General features: G+C 68.3%; 12 protein-coding genes. 10 read left to right on the forward strand and 2 right to left on the reverse strand.

All coding sequences use genetic code 11. From position 1 onward, the window contains the following. Positions 1 to 100 precede the first annotated feature (100 nt). The 4 genes from secY (at position 101) to gdhA (ending at position 5,574) form a co-directional block, all read left to right on the forward strand. Complete coding sequence (gene secY, locus GNT64_RS01515; RefSeq protein WP_156677920.1) at positions 101 to 1,468, forward strand: preprotein translocase subunit SecY; 1,368 nt, start codon at positions 101 to 103, stop codon at positions 1,466 to 1,468. Between the two features lie 28 nt (positions 1,469 to 1,496). After that, the gene (locus tag GNT64_RS01520; RefSeq protein WP_156677921.1) at positions 1,497 to 2,159 is read left to right on the forward strand and encodes an adenylate kinase; all 663 of its coding nucleotides are present in this window, start codon (positions 1,497 to 1,499) and stop codon (positions 2,157 to 2,159) included. Positions 2,160 to 2,181: 22 nt separating this feature from the next. Next, positions 2,182 to 4,092, forward strand: a complete 1,911-nt coding sequence (locus GNT64_RS01525; RefSeq protein WP_197277226.1) for a hypothetical protein — start codon at positions 2,182 to 2,184, stop codon at positions 4,090 to 4,092. 120 nt (positions 4,093 to 4,212) lie between these two features. Beyond that, positions 4,213 to 5,574 (forward strand): NADP-specific glutamate dehydrogenase, encoded by a 1,362-nt coding sequence (gene gdhA, locus GNT64_RS01530; RefSeq protein WP_156677923.1) that lies wholly within the window; start codon positions 4,213 to 4,215, stop codon positions 5,572 to 5,574. 164 nt (positions 5,575 to 5,738) lie between these two features. On the opposite strand, the gene GNT64_RS01535 is transcribed toward gdhA, so the two are convergent. Both GNT64_RS01535 and glsA read right to left on the reverse strand, forming a co-directional pair. Beyond that, positions 5,739 to 6,473: a Stf0 family sulfotransferase gene (locus tag GNT64_RS01535; RefSeq protein WP_197277227.1), complete on the reverse strand. Its 735-nt coding sequence runs from the start codon at positions 6,471 to 6,473 to the stop codon at positions 5,739 to 5,741. A gap of 156 nt (positions 6,474 to 6,629) precedes the next feature. Next, positions 6,630 to 8,471, reverse strand: a complete 1,842-nt coding sequence (glsA, locus tag GNT64_RS01540; protein ID WP_156677925.1) for a glutaminase A — start codon at positions 8,469 to 8,471, stop codon at positions 6,630 to 6,632. A 382-nt stretch (positions 8,472 to 8,853) separates the two neighbouring features. Here glsA and GNT64_RS01545 point away from each other — a divergent pair, with 382 nt between their 5' ends. The 6 genes from GNT64_RS01545 to rplQ all read left to right on the forward strand — a co-directional run bounded on the left by GNT64_RS01545 (position 8,854) and on the right by rplQ (position 13,723). After that, the gene (locus tag GNT64_RS01545; RefSeq protein ID WP_156681362.1) at positions 8,854 to 9,555 is read left to right on the forward strand and encodes a winged helix-turn-helix domain-containing protein; all 702 of its coding nucleotides are present in this window, start codon (positions 8,854 to 8,856) and stop codon (positions 9,553 to 9,555) included. Positions 9,556 to 9,583: 28 nt separating this feature from the next. After that, positions 9,584 to 10,954: a sensor histidine kinase gene (locus GNT64_RS01550; protein WP_156677926.1), complete on the forward strand. Its 1,371-nt coding sequence runs from the start codon at positions 9,584 to 9,586 to the stop codon at positions 10,952 to 10,954. 192 nt (positions 10,955 to 11,146) lie between these two features. Further along, a complete protein-coding gene (gene rpsM, locus GNT64_RS01555; RefSeq protein ID WP_156677927.1) occupies positions 11,147 to 11,515 on the forward strand; it encodes a 30S ribosomal protein S13 in 369 nt (122 codons plus the stop codon). A 99-nt stretch (positions 11,516 to 11,614) separates the two neighbouring features. Next, positions 11,615 to 12,004, forward strand: a complete 390-nt coding sequence (gene rpsK / locus GNT64_RS01560) for a 30S ribosomal protein S11 (protein WP_107969344.1) — start codon at positions 11,615 to 11,617, stop codon at positions 12,002 to 12,004. 83 nt (positions 12,005 to 12,087) lie between these two features. Continuing rightward, a complete protein-coding gene (locus GNT64_RS01565) occupies positions 12,088 to 13,149 on the forward strand; it encodes a DNA-directed RNA polymerase subunit alpha (RefSeq protein WP_156677928.1) in 1,062 nt (353 codons plus the stop codon). A gap of 151 nt (positions 13,150 to 13,300) precedes the next feature. After that, positions 13,301 to 13,723 (forward strand): 50S ribosomal protein L17, encoded by a 423-nt coding sequence (rplQ, locus tag GNT64_RS01570; RefSeq protein WP_156677929.1) that lies wholly within the window; start codon positions 13,301 to 13,303, stop codon positions 13,721 to 13,723. Positions 13,724 to 13,782 lie beyond the last annotated feature (59 nt).

Genomic DNA, 13,782 nt, shown 5'->3' on the forward strand with positions numbered 1-13,782 from the left:
ACAAAGCCGGGCTCGACATTATATGAGGCGGCGGGGGGCGTAGAGGCACTCCGCCGCCGCATCATTTTTCCGGGCCGTATTTTCTGGGGTCGAGCATCACATGGCATCCGCAGCCGAACAAATGGCCGCCAACATCAGCCTTGGCCAGTTCGCCAAGGCGACCGAGCTCAAGAAGCGGCTCTGGTTCACCCTGGGCGCGCTCGTCGTGTTCCGGCTGCTCAGCTTCGTGCCGCTGCCCGGCATCGATCCGATCGCGCTGAACTCCCTGTTCGAGACGACGCGCGGCGGCGTGCTCGATTTCTTCAACACCTTCTCCGGTGGCTCGCTGGAGCGGATGAGCCTGATCGCGCTGGGCGTGATGCCCTACATCACCGCCTCGATCGTCATCCAGCTGGCGACGTCGCTGTCGCCGACCCTGGGCGCGATCAAGAAGGAGGGCGAGAGCGGGCGCAAGAAGCTGAACCAGTATACGCGCTACGGCACCGTCTTCCTCACCGCCGTGCAGGGCTATTTCATCGCCGTGGGCCTGGAAGGCTGGGGCGCGGGGCAGGGCATGACGGCGGTGGTCGATCCGGGCCTGCTGTTCCGCATCACCTGCGTGATCTCGCTGATCGGCGGCACGATGTTCCTGATGTGGCTGGGCGAGCAGATCACCAGCCGCGGCATCGGCAACGGCGTCTCCCTCATCATCATGGCCGGCATCGTCAGCCAGCTGCCGCACGCGCTGGCGCAGGTGTTCGAGGGCGGGCGCACCGGCTCGCTCTCGCCTGTGCTCATCATCGGCACGCTGGTGCTGGTGCTGGGCCTGATCGCGTTCATCTGCTTCATGGAGCGGGCGCAGCGCCGCGTGCTGATCCAGTATCCCAAGCGCCAGACCCAGCGCGGCATGATGCAGGCGGACAAGAGCCACCTGCCGTTGAAGATCAACACGGCCAATGTGATCCCGCCGATCTTCGCCTCCTCGCTGCTGCTGATGCCACTGACGATCACCCAGTTCGCCGGGCAGCGCGTGGCGGGGGAGAGCCGGTGGGGCGATTTCGTCATCAGCCTGAACCAGTGGCTGCAGCACGGCACGCCGCTCTACATGACGCTCTACGCGGCGGGGATCATCTTCTTCTGCTTTTTCTACACCGCCGTGGTGTTCAATCCGGAGGAGACGGCGGACAATCTGAAGCGCTACGGAGGCTTCATCCCCGGCATCCGCCCGGGCAAGAACACCGCCGACTATCTCGATTACGTGCTGACGCGGATCACCGTGCTGGGCGCCGCCTACCTGACCTTCATCTGCCTGGTGCCGGAGGCGCTGGTGGCGCGGGCGGGCATTCCCTTCTATCTCGGCGGCACTAGCCTTCTGATCGTCGTCAACGTAACCATCGATACCGTGACCCAGATTCAGAGCCATCTGCTGGCGCACCAATATGGCGACCTCATCAAGAAGGCGAAGCTGAAGGGCGGTATGCGCCGCTAGGCGCGGTCAGGGCAGGGGACGGACAGGCATGAACATCATTCTGCTCGGGCCGCCGGGGGCGGGCAAGGGCACCCAGGCGAGCCGGCTGGAGCAGCAGCGCGGCATGGTGCAGCTCTCTACCGGAGACATGCTGCGCGCCGCGTTGAAGGCCGGCACGCCGGTGGGCGTGAAGGCCAAGGCGGTGATGGAGGCGGGCGAGCTGGTGTCCGACGCGATCGTCTCGGCCCTGATCGGCGAGCGGCTGGACGGGCTGGACGGCGCGGGCGCCATCTTCGACGGCTATCCGCGCACCGCCGCGCAGGCCGAGGCGCTGGACGTGCTGCTGGCCGAGCGCGGCCGCACCCTGGACCATGTGATCGAGCTGGCCGTTGACGAGGACGCGCTGGTCGAGCGGATCACCGGCCGCTTCACGTGTGCCAAGTGTGGCGAGGGCTATCACGATCGTTTCAAGCAGACGGCCGTCGCCGGCGTATGCGACGTGTGCGGATCGACCGAGTTCAAGCGCCGCCCCGACGACAATGAGGAGACGGTGCGCACGCGCATGGCCGAGTATCGCGCCAAGACGGCGCCGATCCTGCCGCTGTACGAGGCGCGCGGCATCGTGGCGCGGGTGGACGGCATGGCCGACATCGACGCGGTGACGCAGCAGATCGCCGCCATCCTCGATCGGGCGAACGCCCCGGCGGCCTAAGTCAGCGGGGAGGGGCCGGTCGATGCGGAGGCTGATGACCCTGCTGCTGGGCATGGTGCTGGCGGGCCTCGCCGCGCGAGCGGGGGTGGCGGCCGAGCCTGTGGCGGGTGGCGCTGCCCGGCCCACCATCCAGCAGCTGTTCGACCAGGCGCAGGCGGCCGCCGTGCGCGGTGACGTCGCGGCGGCCGTGGCCGGCTATGAGGCGATCGAGCGGCGCCTGGGTGAGAAGGCGCGGCCGGCGACTCTCGCGCTCGTGCGGGGGCGGCGGGGCGTGCTGCTGAACGACCTCCGCCGTTCGGAGGAGGCCGAGCCGCTGCTGCGCTACGCCCTGGCCAACATGGCGGGCGACGATCCGTCGCTCGCCAGCGATCGCATCGATGTCGCAATGGCGCTGGGAATCCTCGACGAGCGCACGTTCGATTACGTCGCGGCGCTGCGATCCTATCGCCTGGCGGAGGCAGCGGCGACCAGGCCGGAGAGCAAGCGGGCGATCTGGGCCGCGCAGGCCCGCGTCACGATGTTCGACGATCCCGCCGCCGCGCTGGCGCTGGTCGACAAGGCGCTGGCCGTTCCCGCCGGCGGCGACGCCAAGGCCGCCGCCCAGATGGATGCGCTGTATCGCAACCTGAAAGGGCGCGTGCTGTTGAACGCGCGACAGTTCGCCGCCGCCCGAGTGGAGCTGGAAGCGGCGGTGAAGGCGCTCGGCGGGCTCACCCTGCAGCTGGACCTCGCCGACGTGTCGGCGCGATCGGACGCGGCGATCGCGGCGCTGCTGGCGGGCAACCAGGAGGCGGCGCGCCGCTACATGGCCTATACCGGCGCCGGCACGCAGCGCGACGTGCTGCCGCCGCCGATCGACGGAGACAATGCGCCGCTCTGCGACGCGGATGCCGGGCTGCTGCCGGACACGGTCGGCGTCGTCGAGCTCAGCATCCGTGATGACGGGAGCGTGGGCGGCGCCGCGCCGATCTATGCCTCGCGCAACGGCCCGGCCGCGCTGGCCTTCGCCAGGGCCGTGTCCGGCTGGACTTGGAAGCCCGAGGAGGCGGCCAAGATCAAGCCCTTCTTCCGGTCCGCGATGCGGATCGAGATACGCTGCTCGCTCGCGACCGATCGGCCGAGCGTGACGGACCTGCTGAAGCCGGCGGTGGCGGCGTGGCAGGCGACGCATCCGTCGCCCACGCTGCTGGAGAACAGGGTTGCGCTCCCTGTCGGGGAGTGGATGGCGCTTACACGCCAGGCGCAGGCCGCCGCTCTGGCGGAGAAGGCGCCGGCGCAGGTCGTCGCCTACCTCTCGATACGGGAAGCGTCCTTGCTCGCTTTCGGAACCACAGGTCGCGCGGCGTGGCGCCGGCAGGTGCCGGTGCTGGCCGCGGCCGCGGCGCGCGCGCCGATCGCGCAGGATCCCCAGGCGCGGGCGGCGGTGCTGCTGGTGCAGGCGGACGTGCTGATGGCGCTGCGCGACTATCGCGTGGCACAGCCCGTGCTGGAGGCGGCGGTCGCCGGACCCGGCCTCGACCCGCACGACCCGCTGATGGTCGGCGCGCTGCTGCGGCTGGCCACGACGAAGGCGCAGCTCGGCGACCTCGCGGCGGCGCGCGCCGCCTATCGCCAGTCCGGCCTGACGGCGCAGCAATGCGCCCTCGTCGATGCCGTTCCGGCGCTGACGGCCAGCAATGCCAGCTCCAACGATTTCCCGCAGGAGGCCCTACGCTGGGGCTTCGAGGGGTGGACGAAGACCGAGTTCGACGTGACCGCCGGCGGGCGGACCGCCAATGTCCGGACGCTCTACGCCTATCCGCCGTTCGTCTTCTCGCCGGCCAGCGTCGCCATCCAGTCCGGCGCGCGCTACACCCAGAGCTACCGTCCGGAGGGTGGCCTGGGCTGCGGCGGCAGCCAGCAGCGCCTCCGCTTCGGCCTGCCGTACAAGTAGCCGCGCACCGCAAAGTAAGATTTGCTTACACGCCAAACGTGCTACCACTCCCGCCACGATCGCGCCTCGATTCACGAAGGCGCACGGCGGGTCCGATCATTGCTGATTGGAGGGGCATCTATGGCTGTTACCGACCACGTCGATCTGCCGACGTTCATCGAGGGCGTGAAGAAGCGCAATCCCGGCCAGCCTGAATTCGTTCAGGCCGTGCAGGAGGTTGCCGAGGACATCTACGATTTCATCGAGGACAAGGAGCAGTATCACTCCGAGCAGATCCTCCGCCGCATCGCCGAGCCGGACCGGATCATCTCGTTCCGCGTCTGCTGGGAGGATGACAAGGGCAATGTCCGCGTGCAGCGCGGCTATCGCGTGCAGAACAACAATGCGATCGGCCCGTACAAGGGCGGCATCCGCTTCCACCCCTCCGTCACCGAATCGGTGCTGAAGTTCCTCGCCTTCGAGCAGACCTTCAAGAACGCGCTGACCGGCCTGCCGATGGGCGGCGGCAAGGGCGGCGCCAACTTCAACCCCAAGGGCAAGAGCGACCGCGAGGTGATGCGCTTCTGCCAGAGCTTCATGACCGAGCTGTACCGCCATGTCGGCGCGGACGTGGACGTGCCGGCCGGCGACATCGGCGTGGGCGGGCGCGAGATCGGCTACATGTTCGGCCAGTATAAGCGCATCACCAACCAGTTCACCGGCGTGCTGACCGGCAAGGGGCTGGAATATGGCGGCTCGCTGATCCGCCCGGAGGCGACCGGCTACGGCGCCGTCTACTTCCTGCGCAACATGCTGAAGACGAAGGGCGAGGACATCACCGGCAAGACGGCGGTGATCTCCGGCTCCGGCAACGTCGCCACGCATGCGGCGGAGAAGATCGTCCAGCTGGGCGGCAAGGTGCTGACGCTTTCGGACAGCCAGGGCTTCATCCACGATCCCGAGGGCATCAGCCAGGAGAAGATCGACTGGGTGAAGGCGCACAAGACCAAGCGCCGCGGCCGCATCGAGGATTATGTCGCCGAGTATAAGGGCGCCAACTACACCGCCGGCAAGACGCCGTGGGGCGTGCCCTGCGACATGGCGCTGCCCTGCGCCACGCAGAACGAGCTGCTGGGCGAGGATGCCAAGACGCTGGTCGCCAACGGCTGCAAGGCGGTGTCGGAAGGCGCCAACATGCCGACCGACCTGGAGGGCGTGCACGTGTTCAAGGATGCGCGCATCCTCTACGCGCCCGGCAAGGCGGCCAACGCCGGCGGCGTCGCCGTGTCCGGCCTCGAGATGAGCCAGAACAGCGAGCGCCGCAGCTGGAAGGAGAGCGAGCTGCAGCAGCTGCTGCTGGACATCATGGAGGGCATCCACACCAGCTGCCTGACCTATGGCGGCGTGGCCGGCGAGGCGGGCTATACCGACTATGTACGCGGCGCGAACATCGCCGGCTTCAAGAAGGTGGCCGACGCGATGCTGGCCTACGGCGTGGTGTAAGGGTGAAGGGGCGCCGCTGCCTGGGGGTGGCGGCGCCTGTTATCGGCGGCGCGACACGTGGTGGGTGCGTCTGGATTGGTTGAAAGCGGACGTTGCGCATCAGCGAGCCGGTTAAATGAGTTGGTTTAAGTTTTAGCTTACTTGCAAGCGGCTTTGCCGGATTACTATTCGCCCGCTAAGTAACGCGTCCGGAACGCAATGTCGGTTTCGTCAGACACCTTGCTACAGAAAGCGGAAGCTGCCGATATAATCTCCGGTTTGAAGGTGCGTCCGGCGATACGCTCAGCCAGATTGCTGAAATGGTGTCCTGGACTCTCGACGAAGTTCTCATACCAAAGAATCTCGGGCGTTATGCCGGCAAGTGCAAACAGGTTGTTCCATTCTGCATAGCAGCGCTCTGTATATACCGAGTATCTTTCAATCTCGGCGCGGTCGTACCGCACGGATGCGCGCTGGGACCTCCGCTCCTGCGGGCTCGTCGAGTGATAATATCCACTCTGATTAGCCAGGAAATGGGAGATGCCCTGCGATAATATGTCTCTCCGCTGCAAAAAGAAAACAATGCATGGACTAAGGCTATCGACCAGGGCCTTCAGCTTTCTCACGCGGCCGGCGTGATAGATAATCTCGAAGTCGTCTTTGGCATCGAAATCGCTCCATTGAAGCGTCATGCTAACGCAAGGTGCACCTGCCTCAATGCTTTGCTTCACGAAGCATTTGGCAAGCCCGCACATTCCTTCATCATCGAACGCGGCCTCAAGTAGTTCCTGTCCGGGCGCAGAGCCCTGCTGAAACTCGGTCAAAAGCTCGATGGCGTAGCCGAGGCCGAGCATGTTCAACGTCTCGGCTATCCATGATTTACCAGACCGTTGAACCGTACAGATAATGTAATTGTTCAACAGGAACTCCCTTCTTGGTGTAAACTTCAGTGTTTACATGTAACACGTCGTAGAAACTGCCGTGAGCGAAGCAGATCGGATAACGCATCGTCCATGCAACGAGCTTGAGCCCGTGAGGAACGACCGCGACTGGGCGAGGTCGGCCGCTTAGCCCCGTCACCGCTCCAGCGCGCGTATCTCGTTGTTCGCCAGCCGCAGCCGCTCGGCCAGATCGCGGGTTATGTTGCTGACGATGCGGATCAGGATGGCGGGCCGGCGGCGGCCGAGATCGTCCATCTCCTCGATGCCGAAGCCCCAGGCCTGCACATCCTCGTCGGCGACGATGTCGGCCGAGCGGCGGCCGCGTTCGATCAGCGCCATCTCGCCGCAGCTCATGCCGGGGCCGACCGAGCCCAGCCGGATCGAGCGGGCCGGGTCGCCCGCGACGGGCAGGCGGATGCTGGCCGAGCCTTCCGCCAGCGCGAAGAATAGCGGCGCCTCCTCGCCCTCGCGCGCCAGCGCCTCGCCGGCGGCGAAGGCGAGGGGTATGGCGAGCGCGCGCACCTGGGCGACCTCGGCCGCCGTCAGCCCCTCGACGATGTCGAGATCGGCGAACGCCACCGCGCGCGTCGCCACGTCGGGCAGGCGAGCGGCGATCAGCGCGTCCTCGCAATATTCCAGCGCCGCCTCGCGCGTCGCGGCGATCTCCGCCTTGCCGGCCAGCGCGCGGAGGAGCGCGGCGGTCGGCCCGTCCGCGTCGACATGGGCGAAGATCAGCGTCTTGCCGCCTGCCGCCAGCGTTTCCGCGAGCCCGGCCAGCAGCCGCTCGGCCGCGATATCCGCCGAGAGGATGCGGCGCAGGTCCAGGATCAGCCAGTCGGCCTGCACCGAAAGCTCGGTCGCGCGGCGGACGATGCGCTCGCACGAGCCGAAATAGAGGCCGCCCTGCGCCTCGATCACGCGGATGCGCGCGCCCTCGCGCTCCAGCAGGCGCAGCTCGGCGTGGCGGCGGGCGCGCTTGGAGCGGATGCGGTCGCCGCGATACTCCGCGCGGATGGCGTTGCGCACATTGGGGTGCGTGCCGAAGATGTGGAGGCCGAAGGCGTCGGCGATCTCGCCCGCCGCCGCCACGCCGCGCACGCTGTTGCCGTTGCCGTCGATCGGCGGCGACCAGATGGCGATGCCGGCCTGGCCCGGGATGATGAGGATGATCGCGCCGGAAACGCCGCTCTTGGCCGGCAGCCCGATCTCGTAGCTCCACTGGCCGGCATAATTGTACATGCCGCACATGTTCATCACCGTCAGCACGTCGGGCACGTGGGTGCGGGCGAGGGCGCGGATGCCGGTGCGCGGGTTCACCCCGTCATTGGCGATCGTCGCGGCCATCACGGCCAGGTCGCGCGTGTCCACCAGCAGCGAGCATTGGCGGAAGTAGAGGTCCAGCACCTCTTCCGGATCGCGCCGTATCATGCCGGAGTTCAGCATCATGAAGGCGATCGCGCGATTGCGGTGGCCGGTCGCCTTTTCCGAGAGGTAGACGGCCTCGTCCAATTCCAGCGTGCGGCCGGCATAGCGCGCCATCAGGGCGGAGAGGGCGCGCTGGCGCTCGGCCGGATCGGCGCCCTCGATCAGCTCGGCGGTGGCGATGGCGCCGGCGTTCACCATCGGGTTGAACGGCCGGTTGTGCACCTGGTCCAGGCTGATCGAGTTGAAACTCTCGCCGGTCGGCTCCACGCCGACATGGGCCAGCACCGCCTCCCGCCCCAGCCGGTCGAGCGCGTGGCCGTAGACGAACGCCTTGGAGATGGACTGGATGGTGAAGCGCCGGCCCGCGTCGCCAGCGGCGTAGACGGTGCCGTCCACCGTGGCGATGGCGATGCCGAACGCGGCGGGATCGGCCTTGCCAAGCTCCGGAATGTAGGTGGCCGGCTTGCCTCCGTTCGCGCCGGCGAGCCGCGCGTGGAGATCCGCCAGGAAGGCGTCGATCGGTCCCGGTGCCGCGCCGCCCGTCCGCCCCATGCCGTCCTCCCCGCTTCCCCGCCGCCCTGCTTCGGAGATCGCCGGCCGGTCGTCAACGCCGCGATCATGACGCGCTTGTCACAAGCGCGCCACCGGGCGGACGGGGCGACTCGCCTATCGTGCCTGGACACGGAGCGGGCAGGCTCCGGCGACGGCGGTGAGACACCACGTTCCGCCTGCCCGCCCCGTGACCGATAGCGCATGCAGACGAAGGCCCCTTTGCCTCCGATCGACGATGTCCCGAGCTCCCGGCGTGCTGCCCGCGCCGGGCCGCAGCCCCCCGATCCGCCCCTGACCGGATCGGGGGGTTGCCCCCTTGCGCCAGGCGGATCAAGAACGAGCGGTGTTGCGCCATGCTGACGACGGCCGGACGGGGATGGTGATGGGACGCAGGATATTGCTGGTCGAGGACGATGCCGACACCGCCGGCTATCTCGCCCGTGGTCTGAGCGAGCAGGGGCATGTCGTCGATCAGGCGGCGGACGGGCGCGAGGGCCTGTTTCTCGCCAGCGACGGCGCCTACGACCTCGTCGTGATCGATCGCATGCTGCCGGGGCTGGATGGCCTCTCGGTGGTGCGGGCGCTGCGGGCCGCGGGCATCGGCACGCCGGTGCTGATCCTCTCCGCGCTGGGCTCCGTCGACGACCGGATCGACGGGCTTGAGGGCGGATCGGACGATTATCTCGCCAAGCCCTTCGCCTTCGCCGAACTGCTCGCCCGCGCCAACGCGCTGTTTCGCCGCGCCGAGGGCAAGGCTTCCGGATCGGCCGAGACGCGGCTCGTGGTGGGCGATCTGGAGATCGACCTGCTCGGCCGCATCGTGCGCCGGCGCGGCCAGCCGATCGAGCTGAAGCCGCGCGAGTACAGCCTGCTGGAATATCTCGCGCGCAATGCCGGCCGCGTCGTCACCCGCACCATGCTGCTGGAGCAGGTGTGGGATTATCATTTCGATCCCGGCACGAACGTGGTGGACGTGCATGTCAGCCGCCTGCGCCGAAAGCTGGAGGAGGGGTTCGGCCAGCCCATCCTGCACACCGTGCGCGGTGCCGGCTACCGTCTCGCCCCGGCCGCCGCCGCTGCCTGAGGGCGCGCCGGCGCCAGCGGCGGGCCGCATGGGCGCGCGGGTTCCCGTCACCTTGCGGGTGGCGGCGCTGGCGATGCTGCTCGCCCTGCTCTCCAATCTCGCGCTGCTCGGCTTCATCCGCTGGCGCACGCATGACGACGCCTTCGCCAGCCTGCGGGTGCAGGCGCTGGAACAGGCGCGGGCGCTGGCCGACGTGCATGCGGCCGGCGGCGTGGCGGCGCTGCGCGCGACGATCGCCGATCTGGCGACGGCGGGCGACAGCCGCTTCGTGGCGGCCATCCTCGATCCCGCCGGCCGGCCGATCATGGGCAATCTGGGCAAGGAGAGCCTGCCGGGGCTCGTCCGCTCCGTAGGCTTCGAAACGATCGCGCTGCGCCGCGCCGGCGCCGCGCGCGAGGAGGCGGCGGGCATCGTCTCGCGCCGCCTGGACGACCGCACGTGGCTGGTGAGCGGGTTGGTGCTCGGCGAGCGGCTGGCGCTGCAGCGCACGCTGGAGCGATCGCTGGCGCTGGCGGTGGTGCTGTCGGTGCTGTTCGGGGTGATCTGCGGCCTGGTGACGGCGGGCTATGTCGGCAACCGCGTGCGGGCGATCGCGGCGGTGGTGGACGATGTGGGCGCCGGCGATTTCGCCCGGCGCGCGCCGATCGCCGGATCTGGCGACGCGTTCGATCTGCTCTCTATCCGGATCAACCTGATGCTCGATCGCATCGGCGCGCTGATGGGCGAGCTGCGGTTGCTGACCGACAGCCTGGCGCACGACCTGCGATCCCCCGTCAGCCGCCTGCGCGCGCGGATCGAGGGGGCGATGACGGTGGACGACGAGGCGCAGCGCGACGCCCTGCTCGGCGGCGTGTTGGCGGAGGCCGATTCGCTGATGCGCATCCTGACGACGGTGCTGGAGATCGGCCGCACCGAGGCGATGGCCGGGCGCGAGCGTTTCACCCCGATCGATCCGGCCGCGCTGGTCGCCGGGATGGCCGAGATGTACGAGCCGCTGGCCGAGGAGGCCGGCGTGGCGCTGGCGCTGGACCGGCGGGGGGCGCTGCGGCCGGTGCCGGGACACCGCCAGCTGCTGGCCCAGGCGCTGAGCAACCTGATCGACAATGCGCTGCATTATGGCGCGGCGGGGGGTGAGATCCGGCTGTTCGCCGTCGCCGGCGAGGACGGCCTGTCGCTGGGCGTCGCCGACCGCGGGCCGGGCATCGCGCCGGCCGACCAGGCGGAGGCGCGGCGGCGGTTCGGCCGGCTCGATTCGTCGCGGTCGGCGCCGGGGGCGGGGCTGGGGCTGGCGCTGGTGGAGGCGGTGGCCCATCTGCACGGAGGCACGCTCCGCCTCGACGACAATCATCCGGGCTTGCGCGCCACGCTGCTTTTGCCGATGGCGCGCCAAGCCGCCTGAGCGCCGCCGCGCGGGCGGCGTGCGCCCGCGATGCCGCGCTTGACTCGCGCCGCGCGGCGACCTAATTGGCGGACATCCCACAGATCGATATGCGGCGGCGCCGACTTGCGCCCGCCGTTTTTCGTTATGGCGGGCCAACGCGTCGAGATGGGCCGCTCGCCAGGCTGCCCGTGGAGCAGGAGAAAGCACAGCATGGCACGTATCGCGGGTGTGAACATCCCGACCAACAAGCGCGTCGAGATCGCGCTGACCTACATTCACGGCATCGGTGCCACCAAGGCCAAGGAAATCACCGGCAAGATCGGCATCACGCCGGAGCGCCGCGTGCAGGACCTGACCGATCAGGAAGTCCTCCAGATCCGCGAGGCGATCGACGCCGGCTACACGGTGGAGGGCGATCTGCGCCGCCAGGTGGCGATGAACATCAAGCGTCTGATGGACCTCGCCTGCTATCGCGGCCTGCGCCATCGCAAGGGCCTGCCGGTCCGCGGCCAGCGCACGCACACCAACGCGCGCACCCGCAAGGGCAAGGCCAAGCCGATCGCCGGCAAGAAGAAGTAAGCAAACAGTCCGGGGGACTGTTTGCTCCGCCGGAGGCAGGCCGCGATCGGGCGCCGCCTCACGGAGTGTCCCCGGCCAAGAAGGTAGGGAAATCGGAAAATGGCACGCGAACCCCAGCGCATCAAGCGGCGCGAGCGGAAGAACATCACGGCCGGCGTGGCCCACGTCAACGCCAGCTTCAACAACACCATGATCACCATCACCGACGCCCAGGGCAACGCGATCAGCTGGTCCTCGGCCGGCATGATGGGCTTCAAGGGCAGCCGCAAGTCGACGCCCTACGCCGCCCAGGTCGCGGCGGAGGATGCCGGCAAGAAGGCCGCCGAGCATGGCGTGCGCACCCTCGAGGTCGAGGTGAAGGGCCCGGGTTCGGGCCGCGAATCCGCCCTGCGCGCGCTGCAGGCGGTCGGCTTCCACATCACGTCGATCCGCGACGTGACGCCGATCCCGCACAATGGCGTGCGCCCGTCCAAGCGCCGGCGCGTCTGATCGTCTCGCGGGGGCTTGCGGCTCCCGTCCTGTTTCCGGCCGTGGCGGACGCGTCGCGGCCCAACCCCAAGGGATCTGAGCCCATGGCTGTCAACGCCAAGAACTGGCAGGAAATGAAGAAGCCGAACGGCCTCGAGAAGAAGCCGGGCGGGGATACGCGGCGCCGCGCGACCTTCGTCGCCGAGCCGCTGGAGCGCGGCTTCGGCCTGACCCTCGGCAACTCGCTGCGCCGGGTGCTGCTCTCGTCGCTGCAGGGCGCCGCGATCACCTCGATCAAGATCGAGAACGTGCTGCACGAATTCTCGTCCCTCGCCGGCGTGCGCGAGGACGTGACCGACATCGTGCTGAACGTGAAGCAGCTCGCCATCCGCATGCAGGGCGAGGGGCCGAAGCGCCTCCAGCTCTCCGCCACCGGCCCGGCCGAGGTGACGGCGGGCGACATCGCCGTTTCCGGCGACATCGAGGTCATGAACCCGGAGCTGGTGATCTGCCATCTCGACGAGGGCGCGACCCTGAACATGGAGCTGACCGCCGATATCGGGAAGGGCTATGTGCCCTCGGCCAATAACCGCCCGGTGGATGCGCCGATCGGCCTGATCCCGATCGACTCGCTCTACTCGCCGGTGCGCCAGGTGGCGTACAAGGTGGAGAATACCCGCGTCGGCCAGGAACTGGACTATGACAAGCTGACGATCACGGTCGAAACCGACGGCACCGTCACGCCCGACGACGCGCTCGCTTACTCGGCGCGGATCCTGCAGGACCAGCTGCAGCTGTTCGTCCACTTCGACGACGCGATGGCCACCACCTCCGCGCCGATCGGCGTGCCGGCGGCCGCCCAGTCCGTTGCGGAGCCGGAGGCGAACTCGAACCAGCTGAACCGCTATCTGCTGAAGAAGGTGGACGAGCTGGAGCTCTCGGTGCGGTCGGCCAACTGCCTGAAGAACGACAACATCATCTATATCGGCGATCTGGTGCAGAAGACCGAGGCGGAGATGCTGCGCACGCCGAACTTCGGCCGCAAGTCCCTGAACGAGATCAAGGAAGTGCTGGCCTCGATGGGCCTGCGGCTGGGCATGGAAATCCCCGGCTGGCCGCCCGAGAACATCGAGGAAATGGCCAAGAAGCTCGAACAGGAATTCTAGGCTCATCTCCCCCTCCCGAAGTGGGAGGGGGGATCAAGGGAAAGGGCGGTCCCTCATCACCGCCTGGCACGGGGTTCCGAAAGGGCACCATCAAAGCCCTGCTTTGATGGGATCCAGTACGGCCCCCTGACGAACGAGAAGGAAGACGATCATGCGCCATCGTGTCGGCGGACGTAAGCTTCAGCGCACCTCCAGCCATCGTGCAGCCCTGTTCCGCAACATGGCCGCGGCCCTCATCAAGCATGAGCAGATCACCACCACGCTCGCCAAGGCGAAGGAGCTTCGCCCCTATGTCGAGAAGCTAGTGACACTCGCCAAGAAGGGCGGCCTCTCCAATCGCCGGCTGGCGCATGCGCGGCTGCTGGACGACGCGCAGCTGGTGAAGCTGTTCGACGAACTGGGCGGTCGCTACGCCGGCCGCGCCGGCGGCTACACCCGCATCATCAAGGCCGGCATCCGCGCATCCGACGCGTCGCCGATGGCGATCATCGAGTTCGTCGATCGCGACGTTTCGGCCAAGGGGCAGGATTCCGGCCCGGTGCAGGGCGACGATGATCTGGACGAGGCGGCCTGATCTCACGCGCGCCGCAGGGTGATCCCGTCGCGGGGGTGCGGTCGCAAGGCCGCGCCCCT

The organism is Sphingomonas profundi (assembly GCF_009739515.1).
Classification (GTDB): domain Bacteria; phylum Pseudomonadota; class Alphaproteobacteria; order Sphingomonadales; family Sphingomonadaceae; genus Alterirhizorhabdus; species Alterirhizorhabdus profundi.